The 21,705-nt window shown below is 59.4% G+C and carries 20 protein-coding genes; 11 read left to right on the top strand and 9 right to left on the bottom strand.

All coding sequences use genetic code 11. The features are described from left to right. Window positions 1-193 precede the first annotated feature (193 nt). The 5 genes from IC37_RS06935 (at window position 194) to IC37_RS06915 (ending at window position 5,089) form a co-directional block, all read left to right on the top strand. Window positions 194-1,489, top strand: a complete 1,296-nt coding sequence (locus tag IC37_RS06935; RefSeq protein ID WP_030129488.1) for an NCS2 family permease — start codon at window positions 194-196, stop codon at window positions 1,487-1,489. Then, entirely contained in the window at window positions 1,486-2,565 is a 1,080-nt protein-coding gene (trmA, locus tag IC37_RS06930) for a tRNA (uridine(54)-C5)-methyltransferase TrmA (RefSeq protein ID WP_030129489.1), read from the top strand. The genes IC37_RS06935 and trmA overlap by 4 nt, the downstream gene beginning before the upstream one ends. A 134-nt stretch (window positions 2,566-2,699) precedes the next feature. Continuing rightward, entirely contained in the window at window positions 2,700-3,611 is a 912-nt protein-coding gene (locus IC37_RS06925; RefSeq protein ID WP_030129490.1) for a LysR family transcriptional regulator, read from the top strand. A 177-nt stretch (window positions 3,612-3,788) separates the two neighbouring features. Next, window positions 3,789-4,229 carry a type II 3-dehydroquinate dehydratase gene (gene aroQ, locus IC37_RS06920; protein WP_030129491.1) on the top strand — a complete coding sequence of 147 codons (441 nt, stop codon included), beginning with the start codon at window positions 3,789-3,791 and terminating at the stop codon, window positions 4,227-4,229. 5 nt (window positions 4,230-4,234) lie between these two features. Further along, window positions 4,235-5,089 carry a shikimate dehydrogenase gene (locus IC37_RS06915; protein WP_030129492.1) on the top strand — a complete coding sequence of 285 codons (855 nt, stop codon included), beginning with the start codon at window positions 4,235-4,237 and terminating at the stop codon, window positions 5,087-5,089. 75 nt (window positions 5,090-5,164) lie between these two features. Here IC37_RS06915 and IC37_RS06910 read toward each other — a convergent pair whose 3' ends face one another. Beyond that, on the bottom strand, window positions 5,165-5,842 hold the full coding sequence (locus IC37_RS06910) for a TetR family transcriptional regulator (RefSeq protein ID WP_030129493.1): 678 nt from the start codon (window positions 5,840-5,842) through the stop codon (window positions 5,165-5,167). A gap of 103 nt (window positions 5,843-5,945) precedes the next feature. Further along, entirely contained in the window at window positions 5,946-7,847 is a 1,902-nt protein-coding gene (gene quiC, locus IC37_RS06905) for a 3-dehydroshikimate dehydratase QuiC (protein WP_030129494.1), read from the bottom strand. A 493-nt stretch (window positions 7,848-8,340) separates the two neighbouring features. On the opposite strand from quiC, the gene IC37_RS06900 reads away from it, so the two are divergent. Next, window positions 8,341-9,678: an MFS transporter gene (locus IC37_RS06900; protein ID WP_030129495.1), complete on the top strand. Its 1,338-nt coding sequence runs from the start codon at window positions 8,341-8,343 to the stop codon at window positions 9,676-9,678. Here the strand turns inward: IC37_RS06900 and IC37_RS06895 are convergent. Together IC37_RS06895 and IC37_RS06890 are read right to left on the bottom strand one after the other, a co-directional pair. After that, on the bottom strand, window positions 9,668-10,597 hold the full coding sequence (locus IC37_RS06895; protein WP_051414815.1) for a DMT family transporter: 930 nt from the start codon (window positions 10,595-10,597) through the stop codon (window positions 9,668-9,670). The two genes, IC37_RS06900 and IC37_RS06895, sit on opposite strands and share 11 nt — an antisense overlap. 231 nt (window positions 10,598-10,828) lie before the next feature. Next, entirely contained in the window at window positions 10,829-11,605 is a 777-nt protein-coding gene (locus IC37_RS06890) for an IclR family transcriptional regulator (protein ID WP_030129497.1), read from the bottom strand. A 287-nt stretch (window positions 11,606-11,892) separates the two neighbouring features. On the opposite strand from IC37_RS06890, the gene IC37_RS06885 reads away from it, so the two are divergent. Both IC37_RS06885 and IC37_RS06880 read left to right on the top strand, forming a co-directional pair. Continuing rightward, window positions 11,893-12,780, top strand: coding sequence for a neutral zinc metallopeptidase (locus IC37_RS06885; protein WP_030129498.1), 888 nt, complete (start codon window positions 11,893-11,895; stop codon window positions 12,778-12,780). Further along, window positions 12,780-13,739 carry an alpha/beta fold hydrolase gene (locus tag IC37_RS06880; RefSeq protein WP_030129499.1) on the top strand — a complete coding sequence of 320 codons (960 nt, stop codon included), beginning with the start codon at window positions 12,780-12,782 and terminating at the stop codon, window positions 13,737-13,739. The genes IC37_RS06885 and IC37_RS06880 overlap by 1 nt, the downstream gene beginning before the upstream one ends. Before the next feature lie 142 nt (window positions 13,740-13,881). On the opposite strand, the gene IC37_RS06875 is transcribed toward IC37_RS06880, so the two are convergent. The 3 genes from IC37_RS06875 to IC37_RS06865 all read right to left on the bottom strand — a co-directional run bounded on the left by IC37_RS06875 (window position 13,882) and on the right by IC37_RS06865 (window position 16,017). Next, window positions 13,882-14,475, bottom strand: coding sequence for an HAD family hydrolase (locus tag IC37_RS06875; RefSeq protein ID WP_030129500.1), 594 nt, complete (start codon window positions 14,473-14,475; stop codon window positions 13,882-13,884). Further along, window positions 14,472-15,341: an acyl-CoA thioesterase II gene (gene tesB, locus IC37_RS06870; RefSeq protein WP_030129501.1), complete on the bottom strand. Its 870-nt coding sequence runs from the start codon at window positions 15,339-15,341 to the stop codon at window positions 14,472-14,474. Before tesB ends, IC37_RS06875 begins: the two co-directional genes overlap by 4 nt. A 106-nt stretch (window positions 15,342-15,447) precedes the next feature. Continuing rightward, window positions 15,448-16,017, bottom strand: a complete 570-nt coding sequence (locus IC37_RS06865; protein ID WP_030129502.1) for a GNAT family N-acetyltransferase — start codon at window positions 16,015-16,017, stop codon at window positions 15,448-15,450. Window positions 16,018-16,102: 85 nt separating this feature from the next. Between IC37_RS06865 and IC37_RS06860 the strand changes: the two genes are divergently transcribed. Further along, window positions 16,103-17,023 carry a histone deacetylase gene (locus tag IC37_RS06860; protein ID WP_030129503.1) on the top strand — a complete coding sequence of 307 codons (921 nt, stop codon included), beginning with the start codon at window positions 16,103-16,105 and terminating at the stop codon, window positions 17,021-17,023. 298 nt (window positions 17,024-17,321) lie between these two features. Next, window positions 17,322-18,563: a TIGR03862 family flavoprotein gene (locus IC37_RS06855; protein ID WP_030129504.1), complete on the top strand. Its 1,242-nt coding sequence runs from the start codon at window positions 17,322-17,324 to the stop codon at window positions 18,561-18,563. A 152-nt stretch (window positions 18,564-18,715) separates the two neighbouring features. Here IC37_RS06855 and IC37_RS06850 read toward each other — a convergent pair whose 3' ends face one another. Then, window positions 18,716-20,050: a DEAD/DEAH box helicase gene (locus tag IC37_RS06850; protein ID WP_030129505.1), complete on the bottom strand. Its 1,335-nt coding sequence runs from the start codon at window positions 20,048-20,050 to the stop codon at window positions 18,716-18,718. 78 nt (window positions 20,051-20,128) lie between these two features. Continuing rightward, window positions 20,129-21,055 carry a drug/metabolite exporter YedA gene (gene yedA / locus IC37_RS06845; RefSeq protein ID WP_030129506.1) on the bottom strand — a complete coding sequence of 309 codons (927 nt, stop codon included), beginning with the start codon at window positions 21,053-21,055 and terminating at the stop codon, window positions 20,129-20,131. 162 nt (window positions 21,056-21,217) lie between these two features. Here yedA and IC37_RS06840 point away from each other — a divergent pair, with 162 nt between their 5' ends. After that, a complete protein-coding gene (locus IC37_RS06840; RefSeq protein ID WP_030129507.1) occupies window positions 21,218-21,670 on the top strand; it encodes an Lrp/AsnC family transcriptional regulator in 453 nt (150 codons plus the stop codon). Window positions 21,671-21,705: the final 35 nt, after the last annotated feature.

Here is a 21,705-nt window from a genome sequence, read left to right as displayed (position 1 = left end):
GCAGTATGGCGCAGTTCCCTTTTGTGCAAAACATCGACGACGATCGCAGCCATAAGCAGCCATAGCCCCACGCTGCTGGTATGATGCGCGGCTTTTTCCGACCCATAGAAAATCCCCAGGCGCCTGCAGCGGTCTGTGCTTTGCTGTTGAGGTCGATACATTCACGGCGCCGGGCGCGCCACGGGGAGCAGACATGCTGGAAAGGCTGTTTCAACTCAAGGCACACAATACCAACGTGCGGACCGAGATTCTGGCGGGCGTCACGACCTTTTTGGCCATGGCCTACATTCTGTTCGTCAACCCGAGCATTCTCGGCGAGACCGGCATGGACAAGGGTGCGGTGTTTGTCGCCACCTGTCTGGCAGCCGCCATCGGCTCGGCGACCATGGGCCTGATCGCCAACTACCCGATTGCCCTCGCGCCGGGCATGGGCCTGAACGCCTTCTTCACCTACACCGTGGTCCTGCACATGGGCCACACCTGGCAAGTGGCGCTGGGTGCGGTGTTCATCTCGGCGGTGATGTTTTTCCTGCTGTCGATCTTCCGCATCCGCGAATGGATCATCAACAGCATCCCGCTGGCGCTACGTTCGGCGATTGCCGCCGGTATCGGCCTGTTCCTGGCGCTGATCGCCCTGCACAACGCCGGCATCGTCGTCAGCAACCCGGCGACCATGGTCGGCCTTGGCGATCTGAAGCAACCGGCGCCGATTCTCGCGACCCTCGGTTTCGCCCTTATCGTTGCTCTCGAAGCCCTGAAAGTACGCGGTGCAGTCCTGATCGGTATTCTGGCGGTGACCATCGTTTCGATCGTGATGGGCTTCACCCCGTTCGGTGGCGTGATGTCGATGCCGCCATCCCTGGCCCCGACCTTCCTGCAACTCGACATCAAAGGCGCACTGGACATCGGTTTGGTCAGCGTGATCTTTGCCTTCCTGTTCGTCGACCTGTTCGACAACTCTGGCACCCTGATCGGCGTCGCCAAGCGAGCTGGCCTGATGGGCAAGGACGGCCACATGCCGAAAATGGGCCGCGCCCTGATCGCCGACAGCACCGCGGCCATGGCCGGCTCCTTGCTGGGCACTTCGACCACCACCAGCTACATCGAATCCGCAGCCGGCGTGAGTGCCGGTGGCCGCACTGGCCTGACCGCCATCGTGGTCGCGATTCTGTTCCTGCTGGCGCTGTTCTTCTCGCCATTGGCGGCCAGTGTTCCAGCCTTTGCCACCGCGCCTGCTTTGCTGTTCGTCGCCGTACTGATGACATCCGGCCTGGCCGAAATAGACTGGGACGACATCACCGTCGCCGCACCGGTCGTGGTCACCGCCCTGGCCATGCCATTCACTTATTCCATCGCCAACGGCATCGCCTTCGGTTTCATCTCCTGGACTGCCATCAAGTTGTTGTCCGGTCGCGGCCGTGAGTTGAATTCGGCGCTGGTGATTCTGTCGATTCTGTTCGTGATCAAGTTGGGTTGGTTCAACGCATGACTTTTGATTCCCAGGCTTACACCGTTCAGCTCGAAGAAAAGGTCACGCGCCTGCGCGACCTGCTGGCCCCGTTCGGTGCTCCCGAACCCGCAGTGTTCGATTCACCGCTGAAAAACTTCCGCCTGCGTGCCGAATTCCGCCTGTGGCGTGAAGCCGGCGAGCGCCATTACGCGATGTTTTCCCAGGAAGACAAACGCACGCCAATTCTGATCGAAGAGTTCCCGATCGCCAGCCTGCGCATCAACCAGTTGATGCCGCAGCTGAAGGCAGCGTGGCAAGCGAGTTCGGCCCTGAGCCACAAGCTGTTTCAGGTGGAGTTCCTCACCACCCTGGCCGGCGATGCGATGATCACCCTGTGCTATCACCGCCCGCTGGACGAGCACTGGCACGCAGCGGCGTCGAAACTGGCAGCCGACCTGAACGTCAGCATCATCGGTCGCTCGAAGGGCAAACGCGAAGTGATCGGTCACGATTACGTGGTCGAGAAACTCGAAGTTGGCGGCCGCACTTTCAGCTATCGCCAGCCGGAAGGCGCGTTCACCCAACCCAACGGCACGGTGAATCAGAAGATGCTTAACTGGGCGTATGACGCCCTCGGCGATCGTTCCGACGATTTGCTGGAGCTGTATTGCGGCAACGGCAACTTCACCCTGCCACTCGCGACCCGCGTGCGCAAAGTGCTGGCCACCGAAATCAGCAAGACCTCGGTCAATGCAGCGCTCAGCAACCTGAGCGAAAACGCGGTGGATAACGTCACGCTGGTGCGTTTGTCTGCCGAAGAGCTGACCGAAGCCCTGAACGAAGTTCGCCCGTTCCGCCGCCTGCACGGTATCGACCTCAAGAGCTACGAATTCGGTAGCGTGTTCGTCGACCCGCCGCGCGCCGGCATGGACCCGGACACTTGCGAACTGACCCGACGCTTCGACAACATCCTCTACATTTCCTGCAACCCGGAAACCCTCGCGGCCAACATCGCCCAACTGCACGACACCCACCGCATTACCCAATGCGCGATGTTCGACCAGTTTCCGTGGACCCATCACATGGAATCCGGGGTGTTGTTGACCCGTCGTTGATCGCAGCCTCCATATACAAATCAGCCGTCCACAGGACGGCTTTTTTGTGGGCGATTGAAACGCCCTGTATTTGTGCGCCCTGATTTGATAAATACAGCCACTGGCATTTCATTTGATTCCCGGTGTAATCAATCATGCAACGACATTTCGACGATCTTCAATTAGGCAGCATCGAACTGTTTTGCCTGGCCGCCGAAGCCAGCAGCTTTACCGCCGCGGCTCAGGTGGCGGGGGTGACCCCGGCCGCTGTCAGCCGCTCGGTGTCGCGCATGGAAGAACGTTTGGGTGTGCGGCTGTTTGCGCGTACCACCCGTAGCGTCAAGCTGACTGACAGTGGCCGGCGTTATTTCGAGGAGTGTCGCGAGGCTCTCGCACAACTGGTCGAGGCCCAGCGCGAGGTGATGGGGCAGCAGCAAGAACCTTCCGGCACCTTGCGCATCAGTATTCCCACGACCTATGCCCACCATCGCATCCTGCCCTTGTTGCCTGCGTTTCGGGCGCGCTTTCCCGCCGTGAAAGTCGAGGTGCACATCAGCAATCGCAACATCGATTTCGTCGGTGAAGGCTATGACATGGCAATCCGTGTGCGGGCCATTCCCGACTCCGGGCTGATTGCCCGGCCGTTGGAGGATGCCGCGCTGGTGATGATTGCCAGCCCTGATTACCTGAAGCGCGCCGGCACTCCGCAGACCCTGGATGACTTGGCTCAGCACGAATGCATTCAGTACGAACTGCCCAGCAGCGGCCGGCGGATTGCCTGGTTGTTCAACGACAACGGCGTGCCGCTGGAGATTTTGGCCGAGGGTAATTACTGCTGTTCCGATGATGTATTGGGCGGCGTGACGCTGGCAAAAAGCGGCGCAGGAATCTTTCAAACCTATCGCTTCATCGTCGAAAAGGAACTGTCGGACGGTTCGCTGGTGGAAGTGCTCAAGCCCTATGGCGGACGCTCCCGCCCCTTCACTCTGCTGTACCCGCAAAGCCGCCATGTGCCGTTGCGGCTAAGAGCGTTTATCGATTTTCTGGTTGAGCATCTGCCGCGCTGAAAAGATCGCCCCTGTTGGAGCTGCCGAAGGCTGCGATCCTTTGTATCTGTCCGATCACCGCACAAATAATCCAGGCCTGACGTCCTCTTCAATTGACCTTATTAACCAGTTAGTACAATTTCTCCCCACAGGCTGAAAACCTCGGCCAATGCCAAAAATAATATGTGGAGAGACCCGATGTCCCCTATCGTTCTGGTGCTCAACGGCCCGAACCTGAACCTGCTGGGCACCCGTGAACCGGCGACTTATGGTCACGAAACCCTGGCGGACATTTCAGCGTTGTGCGGTCGTGCTGCCGAAGAATTCGGCCTGACAGTGGAATTTCGTCAGACCAACCATGAAGGCGAACTGCTCGACTGGATTCACGCCGCCCGTGGCCGCTGCGCCGGGATCGTCATCAACCCGGCCGCGTGGACTCACACCTCGGTCGCCATTCGCGATGCCTTGGTCGCCAGCGAACTGCCGGTGATCGAAGTACACCTGTCCAACGTCCATGCCCGCGAACCCTTCCGGCATCACTCCTTTGTTTCGTCCATCGCCACCGCGGTCATGTGCGGTTTCGGCAGCCACGGCTATCGTTTGGCGCTGGAGCATTTCAGCCAACGTTTGGAAGGTTAAGCGTCATGACACAGAACACCGTGGTATTGGCCGGGCTGATCGGTGCCGGCATTCAGGCTTCCCGCACCCCCGCGCTGCACGAGCATGAAGGCGATGCGCAGGGTTTGCGTTACCTGTATCGGTTGATCGATCTGGATCAATTGAAACTCGACAGCGGCGCCCTGCCCGACCTGCTGATGGCCGCCGAACGGATGAATTTCACCGGGCTGAATATCACCTTCCCGTGCAAGCAGACGATCATCCCGTTACTTGACGAATTGTCGCCGGAAGCCCGCGGTATTGGCGCGGTGAATACGGTGGTGCTGAAGGACGGTAAGCGCATCGGCCACAACACCGATTGCCTGGGTTTTGCCGAAGGCTTTCGCCGTGGCCTGAAGGACGTTGCCCGTGATCGTGTGGTGCAAATGGGCGCCGGTGGCGCAGGCGCGGCAGTGGCCCACGCGCTATTGAGCGAAGGCGTACAGCTGCTGAGCATTTTCGATGTGGACCAAAGTCGCGCTCAGTCGTTGGCGAATAATCTCAATCAGCATTTTGGTTTCGGTCGAGCCGTGGCCGGGCATGATTTGCCAGGCACGTTGGGCCAGGCAGACGGGCTGGTGAATACCACGCCGATGGGCATGAAAAAGCTGCCGGGCATGCCAGTACCGGTAGAGCTGCTTCGGGCGCAGTTGTGGGTCGCGGAGATTGTTTACTTCCCGCTGGAAACCGAACTGCTGCGCAACGCTCGCGCGTTGGGTTGCCGGACTCTGGATGGCGGCAACATGGCGGTGTTTCAGGCGGTGAAGGCGTTTGAACTGTTCAGCGGCGTGGTGCCGGATGCTCAGCGGATGCTGGCGCATTTTCAGAGCATGAATGGTTGAGGTTTAAAAGATCTGAGGGCTGCTTCGCAGCCCAACGGGGCGGTGCGGCGTTCCGACAAGCCCCCTCGCCACGGGTCAGGCCTGCAAATACCGCAAAACCGACTCGCAAATCATCTCCCTATGACGCTGCTTGATGCTTTCGTCCGGCAAGTCGATCTGAAAGATCTCACTGAAGGTATGACGGTTCGACACGCGATAGAAGCAAAACGAGCTGATCAGCAGATGCACATCCAGCGGATCGAGACCGCTGCGGAATACACCCTCTGCGCCCCCGCGACGCAAGATCTCGCCCAGTGAATCGAGGATGGTGTTGTTCATCGCCTTGATCGCATCGGAACGCTTCACATACTCGGCGTTGTGAATGTTCTCGATGCTGACGATACGCACAAAATCGACGTTGCGATCATGGTGATCGAAAGTGAACTCCACCAAGCGCCGAATCGCTTCCACCGGCGCCAGTTCTGCCAGGTGCAAACGGTTTTCGGTGCTGCGGATATCTCCGTAGAGTTTCTCCAGCACCTCGACGTAGAGCTGTTCCTTACTGCCGAAGTAGTAATAGATCATGCGTTTTGAGGTGTGAATGCGCTCGGCGATTGCATCGACGCGCGCACCGGAAAGCCCCTGCTGAACGAACTCGACAATGGCCTCTTGAAGGATGTTCTCGCGGGTCTTTTCCGGGTTGTTCTTACGACTCTTGCGAGGCTCGGCAATTGGCTTTTCGGGCACTACGGAGAGTTCTGAAATTATTGTCATTGCGGGCTCACGGCCATCACTGCACAAGCTGGCGATTATGGGCTGCCGCGCACAGTGAAGGAAGTCGCGAGGCAGCAGTTTTGTACCCGTGTTTACGATTTTCCTACAACTTTGCCTGACGTACGCCACCACTTCGCGATTTAGCCATGGCCGCCAGTCGCACTGCCACGTTGGCTGCGCCGTAACCCGCATAGCCATTTTTGCGCTGGATGATTTCAAAGAAGAACCGTCCTTCGAACGGCTCGGTGTACACATGAAACAGCTCGCCGCCCTGAGCATCGCGGTCGTAGAGCACGTTGAAATAGGCCAGCTCACTGAGGAACTCATCGTCGAAATCGAACCGCGCGGCGAGGTCATCGTAGTAGTTGAGCGGGATATCCAGCAGCGGCACGCCCGCCTCCTTCGCGCGGCTGACTTCGGCAAAGATGTCGTCGCAATCGAAAGCGATGTGATGCACGCCGGAACCGCGATAACTCGACAGTGCGTGTGAGATGGCGGTATTGCGGTTCTCGGAAATGTTCAGCGGCAGGCGGATCGAACTGCAACGGCTGCGCAATGCACGGCTCTTCACCAAGCCATACGGGTCGGGTAGAACCACTTCATCGTCGGCTTCGAAATCCAGCAGGCTTTTATAGAACAGCACCCAACTGTCGAGGCTGTCGGCCGGCAGCGCCATCGCCATGTGGTCGATGCGCTTGAGGCCACCGCTGACAACGGCCGTCGGTTGCAGATTGAAGTCGGTGCCGTAGACGTCGGCGTCCTTGTCCACCAGGTAAATCAGGCTGCCGTCCGGCGCACGCACCGCTGCCAGTTCAAGCTCGTTGGGGCCTACGAGCCCTCGATACGGCTGGCCTTTGTAAGCCACGGCACGCGCCAGCGCACTGGCGCTGTCCTTGACTCGCACGGCGGTGGCGCACAGCGACGGACCGTGGGCTTCGAAAAAACTGTGAGCGAACGAATAAGGCTCGGAGTTGAGGATCAGGTTGATATCGCCCTGACGCAACAGGCTGACACTCTTGGAACGGTGCTGCCCGGCCTTGACGAAACCCAGCCGCTCAAGCCAATGGGCCAGCTTGGCGCCAAGGCTTTCATCCACCGCGAATTCAAGAAACTCGATGCCGTTGTATTCGCTGGCGCTGGGGGTGTCGAACAGAATGTCGCGATTGGTTGCGGGCGTGGCTTCCTGTTCCAGACGCTCGCGGGTTTTCTCTTCCAGATACAGCAACGAACGTAAACCGTCGGCGGCGTTGGCCCTTGGCGGTGCGGCGCGGAAGCCGTCGTTGAAGATCTCCAGCGACAGCGGCCCGGTGTAGCCACTCTTGATGATTGGCGCGAGAAAACCCGGCAGATCGAATTCGCCCTGGCCCGGGAAACAGCGAAAGTGTCGGCTCCACTCCAGCACATCCATGGCCAGGATCGGCGCGTCGGCCATTTGCACGAAGAAGATCTTGTCGCCGGGAATCTCGGCGATGGCGCTCGGGTCGCCCTTGAGCGACAGCGTATGAAAACTGTCCAGCAACACGCCGAGGCTCGGATGATCAGCCTGGCGAACGATGTTCCATACCTGTTGCCAGGTGTTCACATGCCGGCCCCAGGCCAGCGCTTCATAGCCGATCCGCAGGCCACGACTACCGGCCCGTTCGGCCAGCAGACGCAAGTCGTCGACCAGAATCTGCTCATCACTGATGGAATCGGCCGAGGCGTTGCTGCACACCAGCACCAGGTCGGTGCCCAGCTCCTGCATCAAATCGAACTTGCGCTCGGCCCGCTCCAGATTGCGTGGCAGACGATCGCGGCGGCAACCTTCGAAATCCCGAAAGGGTTGAAACAGCGTGATGGCGATCCCGAGATCGGCGCACATCTGTTTGATTTCCCGCGGGCTGCCGTCGTAGTAGAGAAGGTCATTCTCGAAAATCTCCACCCCGTCAAAACCGGCGGCGGCGATGGCTTCGAGTTTTTCCGGCAGGGTGCCGCTCAAGGAAACGGTGGCAATGGAACGCTGCATGTGTCGACTCCCGGTGGTGGGGACATTCTTGTTGGGCAAATTATTGGCTTGACGAATCCACACAGCAATTCAAAGTGTACTACCCGGTTAGTTTTGCGGGCGATTATCGAACACAATGGCAGTTGGCGAATTGACGATTTTTCGTCCACTGCGCAACATCGACACCACATTGAGTCCGGTCACAACCCCATGGACTCGGTTACCAAAGACCCTGAACACCACATAAAAATTTCAAAAAACGGGTACACGCTCATGCGCTCATTCAACGCCTTGTTTGCTTGCTCCACCGCCCTCACGCCGTACCTGGCATCCATCCGAACCTTGCGCCCTCTCGCCCGAACCGTGCCGCTCGCTGAATAACGCGTTGTCGTCAGCCCGACGAAAACACCTCAGCCGATCAATCACACCCGCGCCTGGCGCCGTGGATTGATCACGCGCCCTTGAAGTCCCGACAAGCCTCGCTTGTCAGTCATTGAACGGATGGCACATACACATGATTCCTTCTCAAAGCTCTCGCGTAGCTCCCGCCATGGGCGTCGCCACTGGCGGTATCGGCGACAAAATCCGCGGCGCCATGGCCGTCGGAAAAACCCGTTGGGGGATGCTGGCGCTGGTGTTTTTCGCCACCACCCTGAACTACATCGACCGCGCCGCCCTGGGCGTCATGCAGCCGATCCTGGCCAAGGAAATGAGCTGGACGGCGATGGACTACGCCAACATCAACTTCTGGTTTCAGGTCGGCTACGCCATCGGCTTCGTGCTGCAGGGCCGGTTGATCGACCGGGTCGGCGTCAAACGCGTGTTCTTCTGCGCGGTGCTGCTCTGGAGCCTGGCCACCGGCGCTCACGGCCTGGCCACTTCGGCGGTGGGCTTCATGGTCTGCCGGTTCATTCTCGGTTTGACTGAAGCGGCGAATTATCCGGCCTGCGTGAAAACCACCCGCTTGTGGTTCCCTGCCGGCGAGCGCGCCGTAGCCACCGGCATCTTCAACGCCGGGACCAACGTCGGCGCGATGTTCACGCCTATGTTGCTGCCGCTGATTCTTCACGCCTGGGGCTGGCAAGCCGCGTTCCTGTGCATGGCGGCACTGGGCGGCATCTGGTTGCTGTTCTGGGGTCTGAAGTACTTCAACCCGGAAGATCACCCAAGCGTCAAACAATCGGAACTGGACTACATCCAGAAGGAAGTCGAGCCGGAACAATCCCGCGTGCCGTTTTCGCGAATCCTGCGCATGCGTGGCACCTGGGCCTTCGCCCTGGCCTACTCGATCACCGCGCCGGTGTTCTGGTTCTACCTGTACTGGCTGCCGCCGTTCCTCAATCAGCAATACAACCTGGGGATCAACGTGACCCAGATGGGTATCCCGCTGATCATCATCTACCTGACGGCCGACTTCGGCAGTGTCGGCGGCGGGATCCTGTCTTCGTTCCTGATCGGTCGCGGAGTCAACCCGATCAGGGCGCGACTGATGTCCATGTTCCTGTTCGCCTGCTGCATCATCGGCGTGGTCATGGCCGCTGGTTCGAGCAGCCTGTGGCTCGCGGTGTTTGCCATCTCCCTGGCCATCGGTGCTCACCAGGCCTGGACCGCGAACATCTGGAGCCTGGTGATGGACTACACGCCCAAGCACATGATGAGTACGGTGTTCGGCTTCGGCGGAATGTGCGCGGCGATCGGCGGGATGTTCATGACCCAGTTGGTCGGCCACATTCTGACGGTCACCAACAACAACTACACCGTGCTGTTCACCATGATTCCGGCGATGTACTTCATCGCGCTGACCTGGATGTACTTCATGGCACCGCGCAAGATTCCTACCGTCACCGACTGAAATCCCTTCCTTCGGCAGGCCTGATTCCAGGCCTGCCCTCTCCTACCCTTCGTTGTTGCCACGCTGCCGCCAACCCGCTGCAACAAATCACCGCGATCCCGACCACTGTGGTCAGGGTCGGCGTGTGAGAAAACAGTAACCAACCCAGCAAACCTGCAAAGACGATCTGGCAATAGCCGAACGGCGCCAACAACGCGGGCGCGGCGTGACGGAAGGCCTGAGTCAGAAACAGATGCGCCGTCATCCCGCACGCCCCCAGCGCCACCATCAAAAAACCATGACCAAGGCTTGGGACTTGCCAGAAGAATGGCACCAGCGCGCTCATCACCAACGTGTTGCATAGCCCGGCGAAAAAATTGCTGGTGGTCGGGCTGTCGATTTCGCTGAGCTTACGGGTGAGCAACTGATAGAAGCAGAAAAACAGCGCCGAGCAGAACGGCAGCAACACCGCTGGCGTGAACAACTCGCCGCCAGGATGGACGATGATCAACACCCCGATAAATCCGCAAATCACCGCCAGCCATTGCCCACGCGTCACTTGTTCACCGAGCAGTGGTACCGACAGCGCCGTCACCAATACCGGTGCGAGAAAATTCACCGCCGTGGCTTCGGCCAACGGGATGAACAGCAAACCAGTCGTGAACAGCAAACTGGTCCCCAGCAGGCACAACGCCCGCAGCAGTTGCAGCAATGGCCGTTTGGTCCGTAGGACACGCAGCCCGGACTGCGGCAGAAAAATCCCCGCCATCAGTAACGTGTGAACCACATAGCGGGCCCAGACCACCATGATCACCGGATAGAACCCCGAGAGGTATTTCGACAAAGCGTCGTGGCTGGAAAACAGGAAGGTGGCGACGACGATCAGCAGAATCCCTTTGAAGGGCTGATTGACACCGGAAAGCGGAGTGCTGAGGGTCATGGGGTATTCCCTTGGGAACTTGTGATCAAAAGCTTCGCGGGCCAGTCGGATCGCCGCACCGCTCGCCCATACAGGATTATTGCTGGGGCTGAACCCAAACAATTTAGAACCTGGTTCCAGATTCTCACAGGAGCTACGGCAAATAGTGTTCGATCAGCGCACAGATTCGAATAGTTCACACCTATAAAATGTGGGAGCGAGCTCCCACACTATCTTTCTATGGCGGTTGAATTAAACGAACAACTCTGACGCCAGACTCGCCGCCGACAACTCCTCGGTAAATTTCAACAACAGCGGCGCCAATTCATGCAAACGCGCCCCCGGCATCCGCGCACTCGGTCCGGCGATGCTGAGTACGCCGATCACCCGGCCATCACCCGGATGCCGCACCACTGCGGCAATCGCCGACGTGCCTACCGCCGAACTTTCCTCGACCCAGGCATAGCCCTGTTCCCTGGCCAGACGCAGGCGTTCGAGCAATTCGATGTTGGAGCGCGGAGCATTCGGTCCGAGGTCCTTGGGCCGGTCAATACCCTGGCGTTCCACCAGCGACAAGGCCTCGGCATCGCTCATGCATGCCAGCCACGCATGCCCCGATGCGGTGTAAAACAACGGCGCATCGCGGCCCATGTCTGGGTCATAACGCAAGCCGGAACGGGCGCCCTGGGACTTGGCGATCCAGATTTGCCGCTCCCCTTCGATCACCCCAAGGCGCACCAGCTCACCGGTTTCCTCGGCCAGGCGATCAAGCACCGGTTGAACGATATCCGCGCCGCTACTCGACAGGTAGCGGAAACCCATGGCCACCAGTTTGGTCGACAGGTGATAACGCAGGTTCTCCGGATTCTGCCGCACGTAGCCCAGCCGGATCAGCTCGGCGAGCAAGCGATGGGTCGCGCTTTTGGGGATATCCAGTTGCTCTGCCAGCGTTTGCATCGGCAAACCACGAGGGTCAGTGGTGAGACTTTCCAGCACGCTGAAAACACGTTCGATCTGACTGCCGGCCATGGGAGGTTCCATACGAAATTTGCCCGATTCTAGAAGACAACAGGCCGGATGCAAAATCTGGAACCCGGTGTGCGATCAGCAACCGGCAACAAAAGTACTCGCCCACTCGAGAAAAACCGATCACCTGACGGAATTCGATGGGCTATCGATGTTCAATACAAGTCTGAAATGTTTCGTGCGGGCTAAAAGATGGACGACCGGACTGGCGCCACGCCTACTCACCGGCAACACTCATCACCAAGCTTGTTCATCATGCTTCTTCACCAGCAAGAAAAGAGGATCCCCCCATGCTTTGGAAAAAAGGCCGACGCAGCGACAACGTGGTCGATGCCCGTGGCGAGGGTGGTGGGGGCGGTGGGATGCGCTTCGGTGGAGGCAAGGGCCTGAGCCTGACGGCGATTCTGTTGATCGTCGGGATCGGCTGGATCACCGGCCAGGACCCGATGCAGATCCTCGGACAACTGACCGGGCAAATGAGCGAACAGTCAGCCCCGGCCCCCACCCAAACTCGCAAGGCGCCACCGGCCAATGATGAAGGGGCCGAATTCGTGCGTTCGATCCTTGGCGATACCGAAGACACCTGGCGCCAGATTTTCCAGCAGGCCGATCAGCAGTATAAAGACCCGACCTTGATACTGTTCAGCAACCGCGTCAACTCGGCCTGCGGCCTGGCGACTTCAGCAACCGGGCCCTTCTATTGTCCGGCTGACCAGAAGGTCTATCTCGATACGAGTTTCTTTCAGGAGATGTCCCAACGCTTTTCCGCCGCGGGCGACTTCGCCCAGGCCTACGTGATCGCTCACGAAATCGGACACCACGTGCAGACCCTGCTCGGCGTTTCAGCGAAAATTCAGACCGCGCGCCAACAGGGCCGGCAGATGGAAGGCGACAATGGTTTGCTGGTACGTCAGGAACTGCAAGCCGATTGCCTGGCCGGCGTCTGGGCCAACCATGCGCAAAAACGTCTGAACTGGCTGGAACCCGGTGACATCGAAGAAGCCTTGAACGCCGCCAACGCCATCGGCGACGACCGCTTGCAACAGCAAGGTCAGGGCCGCGTGGTGCCGGATTCCTTCACCCATGGCACTTCGGCCCAGCGAGTGCGCTGGTTCAAGGCCGGATTCGCACAAGGCCAGGTCGGCCAGTGCGATACCTTTTCCGCGAAGAATCTGTGATGCGTAAGTGGCTGCTGGCTCTGTTAATCACCTGCGCAAGCACCCAGGCTGCCGAGCAAGGGGTCAAGGCGATCAGTTCCGGGCGCTTGCTGTTGAGCGCCGGGGAAATTGCGGTGAGCATTGGCCCGACACCGGCGAAAATCGAACGCGTGCTGATCATCGTCCATGGTCGATTGCGCAACGCAGAAACCTACCGCCAGAGCGCCGAACACGCAGCCGAACAGGCAGGGCAAAGCGCGACTACATTGGTGCTCGCCCCGCAGTTTCTCAATGAAACCGACATCGCGAGCCACGCGGTGCCTGACAGCGTTTTACGCTGGCAAGGCAATGACTGGATGGCCGGCGGCTTGTCCACTGCGCCATTTACGCTGAGCTCCTATGCGGCGCTCGACGAAATCATCGCGCGACTGGGTGATCGGCGACAGTTTCCCGACGTGAAGCAAATCATCATCGCCGGTCACTCCGGCGGGGCTCAAGTGGTTCAGCGTTATGCCTTGCTGAGTCACCCACAGCCGGCCCTCGACGCGGAGGGCGTGAAAGTGCGCTATGTGATCGCCAATCCTTCGTCGTATGCCTACTTCAATGAGCAACGGCCAGTGGCGTTCAGTCACGCGAGGTGTCCGAAATTCAATCGCTGGAAGTATGGACTGGCGAATCTGCCCGCCTATGCCGATGGGCAAACACCTGCACAACTTGAAGAAAACTACGTCAAACGCGACATCGTTTATTTACTCGGCCAGCACGACATCGACCCGAACCATCCGGCGCTGGATAAAAATTGCGAGGCCAAAGCCCAGGGTGCTTCTCGATTGATTCGCGGGCGCCACTATTTCAATTATCTGAAGCGACGCCATTCTCAAGGGTTGAGTCAGCAGCTGATCGAAGTGCCTGGGGTCGGGCACGATGGGGATGGGATGTTTATGTCGCCTGAGGGGCAGAAGGTGTTGTTCGGTCAGTGAGTTTTTGTGGTGTCTGATCTGACGCCTTCGCGAGCAAGCCCGCTCCCACAGTAGATTTGGGTGTACACAAAATCTGTGTTCACACCGATCGAATGTGGGAGCGGGCTTGCTCGCGAAAGCGGTTAACCCGACAACACATCCCTCAAGCCAACAGCAGTTGCCGCAACTCGACGCAATCGCGCGCATGCCAATCGGCCAATTCCGGCCACGGATTATCCGGCAGATTTACCAGCACCGTCCGCGTCCCCGCCGCCCGACCGCAATCCAGATCGAAGCGGTAATCACCGACCATCACCATTTCGCTCGCCTGAACCTTCCAGGCTTCGGCCAGTTTCAGCAGCCCACCAGGATGCGGCTTGGGCGGAGCTTCATCGCGGCCCAGTACATCCTCTACCGCAAAGCAGTCAGCCAGGCCGATGGCCTCCAGCGTGACATGCGCCAGCTCGCGAGCATTGCGCGTGAGAATGCCCAGACGATAACCGCGTCCGGCCAACTCACGCACCAGTTCCACTGCACCCGGCGCCGGTTTCGAACCCAACGCCAGATCCCGCTCGTGCTCCAGCAGCCACGCATGTTTGGCCGCGGCTTCATCGACCGGCAGTGCCGCGAGGTGGGTGAGGATGTCGTCTTCGGCGGGAATCGCCAACGCCACGCGGATCGCCGCAAAGTCATGCACGGCCACGGTCAGGGTGCCGTCCATGTCGAACACCCAGTACCTCACCTCGGCCAGACTCATATCCAATCCTTGCGATGACGAATCAGGCCTTCCTGAGTGACCGAGGCCACCAGTTGCCCGGCACGGTTGAACACGCTGCCCCGGGAGAATCCGCGCGAATTACCGGCCCATGGGCTGTCCATCGCATACAGCAACCAGTCATCGGCGCGCAGGTCGGCGTGGAACCACAAGGCGTGGTCGAGGCTGGCGACCTGCATGTCTTTCTGCCAGACCGATTTGCCGTGGGGTAGCATCGAGGTGGTCAGCAGACCGAAGTCCGACGCATAGGCCAGCAGGTATTTGTGCAGCGCCGGAGTGTCAGCCAAGGCACCGTCGGCACGGAACCAGACGTATTTGACCGGATCGGCAGGCTGCGGGTTGTAGGGATCTTTCTCGGTCACCGGCCGGACTTCGATGGGTTTCGGGCACAGCAGTTTTTCGCGCATGTGCTCAGGGATCAGGTGCGCTTGCAGCTGGGTGAGTTCCAGCTCCGACGGTAGGTTTTCCGGGCCGACCACTTGCGGCATTTCAGTCTGGTGCTGAAAGCCTTCTTCGTCGTACTGGAACGAGGCGCTGCAGGTGAAAATCGGATTGCCCTTCTGGATCGCCGTCACCCGGCGCGTGCTGAAACTGCCGCCATCGCGCACCCGATCGACCTGATACACCACCGGCAATTTGGCATCGCCCGGGCGCAGGAAATAACCGTGCATCGAATGCACATGGCGCGCCGGCTCAACTGTCTGACTGGCCGCCGACAGGGACTGGCCGAGTACCTGGCCGCCGAACAATTGACGAAACCCCAGGTCCTGGCTGCGGCCACGGAACAGGTTTTCTTCAATCGGTTCCAGGGTCAGCAGGTCTACCAGATCTTCCAACACTTGGCTCATTCAGACTCTCCTCACACAACGCAATGCCGCGCAGTCTTGGCTGCGGCGGTCGATTCAGTTTATGGCCCGGTTCAACATGAGGGCCATTGTAAACGTCCGCGCCTGCTTATCCATGCAAGGTTTGCAGCCATTGCTCACGGGTGATGCGGTACAACACATGCGGGCGCAGCGGATGATCGACTGCAAGCCGCGGGTGCTCGAAGTCATCAAAGGGGGCATGGTGCATGCCGATCGCTTGCATGACTTTCTCGGATGGCAAATTGGTCTTGGTGGTGAAGGCAACGACCTCTTGCAGCGCCAACCGATCAAACCCGCAGCGCAGAGCGGTCCACGCCGCTTCACTGGCATAACCCAGCCCCCAGTGCTCGCGCGCCAGGCGCCAGCCGATTTCGATGGCCGGCGTGAATGGCCCATCGAAGCCGACCACACCCAATCCGGTAAACCCGATGAATTCCGCGGTGTCTTTGCGCTCCAGTGCCCAGAGGCCGAAACCATGCTCGGCAAAATGCCCGCGAATCCGCCCGATCAACGAGGCACTTTCCAGTCGACTCAAGGGTGACGGAAAATAACGCATCACTTGTGGATCGGCGCACATCGCCGCAAACGCCGGTAAATCCTCATCACGCCACTGCCGTAACAACAGTCGTGCGCTTTCGAGTTCCAGTATCGGCTCCATCTCGTCCCCCTTTCCCATCCCGCAAGTCTACATCGCTGGTAGGATCCTTCACTCATTCCTACATGCCTTCCTGTATAAATCAGCCATGCCCCTGCCATTGATCTACCACGAAGACTACAGTCCCGAGTTCCCGGCGGATCACCGCTTCCCCATGGACAAGTTTCGCCTGCTGCGCGATCACTTGGTGGACAGTGGCCTGACCCGCGACACCGATTTGCTGCGCCCGGACCTATGCCCGCCAGAGATTCTCGCCCTCGCCCATGACCCTGCGTATATCGAACGCTACATGGGCGGCGAATTGTCCCGCGAAGACCAGCGACGCCTCGGCCTGCCCTGGAGCGAAGCGCTGGCCCGGCGCACGGTGCGGGCGGTCGGTGGCTCGCTGCTGGCGGCCGAACAGGCACTGAAGCATGGTTTGGCCTGTCACTTGGCTGGCGGCACTCATCATGCGCATTACGATCATCCCGCCGGGTTCTGCATCTTCAATGACCTGGCGGTGATCAGCCATTACCTGCTGGAAAGTGGCCGGGTGAATCGCGTGCTGATCTTCGACTGCGATGTGCATCAGGGCGATGGGACTGCACGAATCCTGCACAACACCCCAGAGGCAGTGACCGTTTCCCTGCACTGCGAAAAGAATTTTCCCGCACGCAAAGCCGAAAGTGATTGGGATATTCCGTTGCCGATGGGCATGGGCGATGCCGATTACCTGAAGGTGGTGGACGACGCACTCAACTATTTGCTGCCGCTCTACCAACCGGATCTGGTGCTGTACGACGCTGGCGTCGATGTGCATAAGGACGACGCCCTGGGTTATCTGAAGCTGACAGACGAAGGCGTCGCCGCTCGCGATGAAAGCGTGATGCGTCATTGCCTGGGCCGGGATATTCCGGTGGTCGGCGTGATCGGCGGTGGCTACAGCAAGGACCGCAAAGCCTTGGCGCGCCGTCACGGAATCCTCCATCACAGCGCCCAACGGGTGTGGCAGTCATCAGGTTGTCATTGATGTGTGGGTCTTTACCCACAATGCCTGTGGAACCGCCTGTGGATAACCTGAGTGAAAGGGTCTGCAGACCATGCGGGGTGCAGGCTTCAGAACGGTGGTTGTTTTTTAACCACCCTTTTGAAAACACCGAAGATCAAATGTGGGAGCGGGCTTGCTCGCGAAGGCGATTTAACAATCAACATTGATATCGACTGACCCACCGCTTTCGCGAGCAAGTCGGATCGCCGCACCGCCGCTCCCACATTGATCGGGGCTGATAGAATGCCCGGCTTCATTCCGCCAAACCGCAGTGCATTCCATGACCCAGCCCTCCACTTCCCTCCCCCCTCGCGTCGCCATCATCGGCGGTGGCCCTGCCGGTTTGATGGCGGCTGAAGTGCTGAGCCAGGCTGGAATCAAAGTCGACCTGTACGACGGCATGCCTTCAGTGGGGCGAAAATTCCTCCTCGCCGGGGTCGGCGGCATGAACATCACCCACTCCGAGGCCTACCCGGCGTTTCTCTCACGCTATGCCGAACGGGCACCGCAGATTGCGCCGCTGTTACGGTCCTTCGGTGCCGACGCCTTATGCCAATGGATTCATGACCTGGGCATCGAAACCTTTGTCGGCAGCTCCGGCCGGGTGTTTCCTACGGATATGAAAGCCGCGCCCCTGTTGCGGGCCTGGCTCAAACGCCTGCGCGATGCCAACGTAGTTATCCACACCCGCCATCGCTGGCTCGGTTGGGATGACAACGGTGACTTGCGCATCGACAGCCCCGAAGGCGAAAAAACCGTTCAACCCGACGCGACCCTGTTGGCCCTCGGCGGCGGCAGCTGGTCGCGCCTCGGTTCGGACGGTGCCTGGATGCTGCCGCTGGAACAACGTGGTGTAGGACTGGCGCCGCTGCAACCGAGCAATTGTGGCTTCGAGGTGCAGGCCTGGAGCGAATTGATGGTCAGCAAATTCGCAGGCAGCCCGCTGAAAAACATCGCCATCGGCCTCAATGACGACGTGCCGCGACTCGGAGAATGTGTGATCACTGCCACCGGGATTGAAGGCAGTTTGATCTACGCCCTGTCGGCACCGATCCGCGAAGCGATCAATCAACACGGCTCGGCAACCGTTCACCTCGACCTGGTGCCGGGCAAGCCTGTGGATAAAATTCAAACTGCGCTGAGTAAACCTCGCGGCTCCCGTTCCATGTCCAAACACCTGCACAGTCAGCTTGGGCTTGATGGCGTGAAAGCGGCGTTGCTGCGGGAACTGACACCGGCCGACTGTTTTACCGATCAGGCATTGCTGGCCAAAGCGATCAAGGCATTGCCGCTGACGCTGGTGAAAACCCGGCCATTGGACGAAGCCATCAGCAGCGCGGGCGGCGTGATGTTCGAGTCGATGGATGAACGTTTGATGCTCAAGCAACTGCCTGGCGTGTTCTGCGCGGGGGAAATGCTCGATTGGGAAGCGCCGACCGGCGGCTATCTGCTGACCGCGTGTTTCGCCAGTGGGCGAACGGCGGGATTGGGGATGGTGGAGTGGTTGAAGCACAAAGATTGAGACCGAGGCGCGCCCTTCGCGAGCAAGTCGAATCGTCGCACCGCCGCTCCCACATTCGACCGAGTTCCTTCAGGAAGAATGCGATCAATGTGGGAGCGGCGGTGCGACGATTCGACTTGCTCGCGAAGGCGGCTTAACCGACGCAGCGCCTGTTAAGGCTTACGCTTACGCGGCCCGGTATTAAACACCGGCACTTTACGCACAGGCTTGATCGAAGGCTCCGGCGCCGAAGCATCCCCGCTCTCGACCCATTTACCCAGGTTGCGCTTACCGCCACTGGAGGTTTTGGGTTTCTTCGGTTTTTTCGGCTTCTTGACCACCTGACCGCTGGCATCGGTATCCGGCACGCGGTGCTCAGGCTCGAAATCCTGTTCCATCTGACGAGTCAATGTCTGACGGGTCAACATCTCGATGGCTGACAGCTGATTCACCTCATCGGCACACACCAGCGAAATAGCCTGCCCGGTTGCGCCCGCACGGCCGGTACGACCGATACGGTGGATGTAGTCCTCCGCCACGATCGGCAGGTCGAAATTGACCACCAATGGCAAATCTTCGATATCCAGACCACGCGCTGCCACGTCGGTGGCTACAAGGATTTGCACTTCACTGGCCTTGAAACGATCCAGCGCCCGCTGACGGGTCGCCTGAGGTTTGTCGCCGTGGATGCCGTCGGCATTGATGCCCAGGCCCTGGAGTTTTTCCACCAACGCGTCTACACCGTTGCGGGTCTTGGCGAACACCAGCACCTGCGTCCACTTACCCTTGCGCATCAAGTGAACGAACAGCTCCGGCTTGCGCTTCTTGTCCACCGTCACCACCCATTGCTTGACGGTGTTGGCGGCCACGTTGCGCGGGCTGACTTCGATGCTCAGCGGGTCGTTGAGCATTTGCCCGGCCAAGGTGCGGATGGCGTCGGAGAAAGTCGCGGAGAACAACAGCGTCTGACGTTTTTTCGGCAGCGCTTTGTAGATATTCCCCAGCTCTTCGGAAAAGCCCAGATCGAGCATGCGATCGGCTTCGTCCAGCACCAGGGTTTGCAACTGATTGAACTTGAGCGCGTTCTGACGGAACAGGTCGAGCAAACGGCCCGGAGTCGCCACCAACAGGTCGACGCCTTTGCGCAGCTTCATCATTTGCGGGTTGATGCTGACACCGCCGTACACCGCGTACGTACTCAACGGCAGGTTCTCGGCGTACTGACGCACGCTTTCGTGAACCTGCTCGGCCAGTTCGCGGGTCGGCACCAGGATCAGTGCGCGCACGGAGTTGGCACTGACTTTCGGCCCTTCCATGGCCAGCAATTGCAGCAGCGGCAAGGCGAAACCGGCGGTTTTGCCGGTGCCGGTCTGGGCTGCAGCCATCAGGTCACGACCGGCCAGCACCGCCGGAATCGCTTGTGTCTGCACCGGCGTAGGGGTCTGGTAGCCGAGCGTCTCGAGAGCGCGCAGCAAGGGTTCGATCAGGCCAAGGGTGGCGAAAGTCATGGGAGTACCGTAGGAAAATTCAGCGCGGGTTGTTCAATACAAGTGTGCAAAACAAGATGCAATGGCGCGCAGTTTACCCTAATTCGCGCGGGATTCTGTCGGCACCACTACGGCAGGCCGATCTGCACCACGGCGCCACTGCGGCAACCCGATCAACACCACGGCACTGATGATCACTGTCATGGCCAGCGCTTCTTCAATACCAATGGTCTCGCCAACAAATACGATACCCAGCAACACCGCCACCGCCGGGTTGACGTAGGCATAACTGGTGGCCGCCGCCGGGCGCACGTGTTTCAACAGATACATGTAAGCGTTGAAGGCAATGATTGAACCGAAGAACGTCAGATAGGCCAATGCTGCCCAACCTTCGATCGGCGGCATGGCCTCCAAATGCTCACCGCTCAACGCACTGCCGATCAGCAACGCCACGCCACCCACCAACATTTCCACGGCACTGGCCATCGCGCCCTGCGGTAACGGCAAGTGTTTGCTCCATACCGAACCGAAAGCCCAGGACGCTGCCGCGAATACCAGCAACGCCGCACCCAACGGGCTCGATTGCAGATTGGAACCGAGGTTGAGCATGGCGATACCGATCAGCCCGAGCCCAATCCCGGCCCATTCGAGACGGGTATTACGCGCGCCCCAGAAATATCCACAGAGCAAAGTGAACAGCGGCACCGTCGCCACCGCCAACGCCGCAACGCCGGAGGCCACGCCCGTATGCTCGGCGACGCTCACCGCACCGTTACCGAACGTCAGCAGCAAAATCCCGATGATCCCCGCCGCTTTCCATTGAGCCCACGTCGGTGCCGGTGCCCCACGCCAGCGCAGGAACGCGTACATCAACGTCCCGGCGATCACGAAGCGGATACCGGCGAGCAACAATGGCGGCCAGTACTGCACGCCGATGCGAATCACCAGGTAGGTCGACCCCCAAATCACGTACAGCGCGAAAAAAGCAGCGATCAGCGGTAAGGAAAAACGGCGTATGCCAGGCATGGGCAGCTCGAGAACAAGACAAAGAGAGCAGCTATTCTAGAAAGGCCAACGGTGGAAATTAAGTTACAAAACCTGTTTATAGCGCCGGTACACTTTTCAAAACACGGAGTTCAGCGCTATAAACCGTGCTTTCGAAAGTCAGTCTTTTTCAGGAATACCATGATGGACAAATACGACCGCATGCTCCTCAGCGCCCTGTTGGAAAACGGTCGTGCGTCCTACGCCGAACTGGCGCGCAAGGTGAACCTGTCCGCTCCAGCGGTGGCCGAGCGCGTGGCCAAACTTGAAGCCTGCGGAGTGATCACCGGCTACCAGGCGAAAGTCGACATGGCCAAGCTCGGCCTGCCAATCCAGTGCGTCATCGAACTGCGCTTGAACCAGCACGGCAACCAGAAAGCCTACGACGAACTGATCAAAATCCCACAGCTCACCGAATGCCATCGCGTCACCGGCGACCCGTGCGTGATCATGCAAGCGGCGGTGGGGTCGATGCCGGAGCTGGAAGAGCTGATCAACCGGATCGCCACGTTCGGGTTCAGCAAGACCTCGATCGTACTGTCCAGCGCCATCGAGAAGCGGGTGCCGTTGGGGCAGTTGGAAGGAAAGCCGATCTAATGTTGCAGAAGATCTAATGTGGGAGCGGCGGTGTT

The sequence above is a fragment of the Pseudomonas sp. QTF5 genome (assembly GCF_000512695.2).
Lineage (GTDB): Bacteria > Pseudomonadota > Gammaproteobacteria > Pseudomonadales > Pseudomonadaceae > Aquipseudomonas.
The sequence above is the reverse complement of the archived record's forward strand: the minus strand, read 5'-3'. Positions and strand labels throughout refer to the sequence as shown.

What these genes read in the sequence shown, in the direction of transcription:
- IC37_RS06935 (WP_030129488.1), top strand. Translation starts at nt 194, where the DNA reads ATGCTGGAAAGGCTGTTTCAACTCAAGGCACACAATACCAACGTGCGG.
- trmA (WP_030129489.1), top strand. Translation starts at nt 1,486, where the DNA reads ATGACTTTTGATTCCCAGGCTTACACCGTTCAGCTCGAAGAAAAGGTC.
- IC37_RS06925 (WP_030129490.1), top strand. Translation starts at nt 2,700, where the DNA reads ATGCAACGACATTTCGACGATCTTCAATTAGGCAGCATCGAACTGTTT.
- aroQ (WP_030129491.1), top strand. Translation starts at nt 3,789, where the DNA reads ATGTCCCCTATCGTTCTGGTGCTCAACGGCCCGAACCTGAACCTGCTG.
- IC37_RS06915 (WP_030129492.1), top strand. Translation starts at nt 4,235, where the DNA reads ATGACACAGAACACCGTGGTATTGGCCGGGCTGATCGGTGCCGGCATT.
- IC37_RS06910 (WP_030129493.1), bottom strand. Translation starts at nt 5,842, where the DNA reads ATGACAATAATTTCAGAACTCTCCGTAGTGCCCGAAAAGCCAATTGCC.
- quiC (WP_030129494.1), bottom strand. Translation starts at nt 7,847, where the DNA reads ATGCAGCGTTCCATTGCCACCGTTTCCTTGAGCGGCACCCTGCCGGAA.
- IC37_RS06900 (WP_030129495.1), top strand. Translation starts at nt 8,341, where the DNA reads ATGATTCCTTCTCAAAGCTCTCGCGTAGCTCCCGCCATGGGCGTCGCC.
- IC37_RS06895 (WP_051414815.1), bottom strand. Translation starts at nt 10,597, where the DNA reads ATGACCCTCAGCACTCCGCTTTCCGGTGTCAATCAGCCCTTCAAAGGG.
- IC37_RS06890 (WP_030129497.1), bottom strand. Translation starts at nt 11,605, where the DNA reads ATGGCCGGCAGTCAGATCGAACGTGTTTTCAGCGTGCTGGAAAGTCTC.
- IC37_RS06885 (WP_030129498.1), top strand. Translation starts at nt 11,893, where the DNA reads ATGCTTTGGAAAAAAGGCCGACGCAGCGACAACGTGGTCGATGCCCGT.
- IC37_RS06880 (WP_030129499.1), top strand. Translation starts at nt 12,780, where the DNA reads ATGCGTAAGTGGCTGCTGGCTCTGTTAATCACCTGCGCAAGCACCCAG.
- IC37_RS06875 (WP_030129500.1), bottom strand. Translation starts at nt 14,475, where the DNA reads ATGAGTCTGGCCGAGGTGAGGTACTGGGTGTTCGACATGGACGGCACC.
- tesB (WP_030129501.1), bottom strand. Translation starts at nt 15,341, where the DNA reads ATGAGCCAAGTGTTGGAAGATCTGGTAGACCTGCTGACCCTGGAACCG.
- IC37_RS06865 (WP_030129502.1), bottom strand. Translation starts at nt 16,017, where the DNA reads ATGGAGCCGATACTGGAACTCGAAAGCGCACGACTGTTGTTACGGCAG.
- IC37_RS06860 (WP_030129503.1), top strand. Translation starts at nt 16,103, where the DNA reads ATGCCCCTGCCATTGATCTACCACGAAGACTACAGTCCCGAGTTCCCG.
- IC37_RS06855 (WP_030129504.1), top strand. Translation starts at nt 17,322, where the DNA reads ATGACCCAGCCCTCCACTTCCCTCCCCCCTCGCGTCGCCATCATCGGC.
- IC37_RS06850 (WP_030129505.1), bottom strand. Translation starts at nt 20,050, where the DNA reads ATGACTTTCGCCACCCTTGGCCTGATCGAACCCTTGCTGCGCGCTCTC.
- yedA (WP_030129506.1), bottom strand. Translation starts at nt 21,055, where the DNA reads ATGCCTGGCATACGCCGTTTTTCCTTACCGCTGATCGCTGCTTTTTTC.
- IC37_RS06840 (WP_030129507.1), top strand. Translation starts at nt 21,218, where the DNA reads ATGGACAAATACGACCGCATGCTCCTCAGCGCCCTGTTGGAAAACGGT.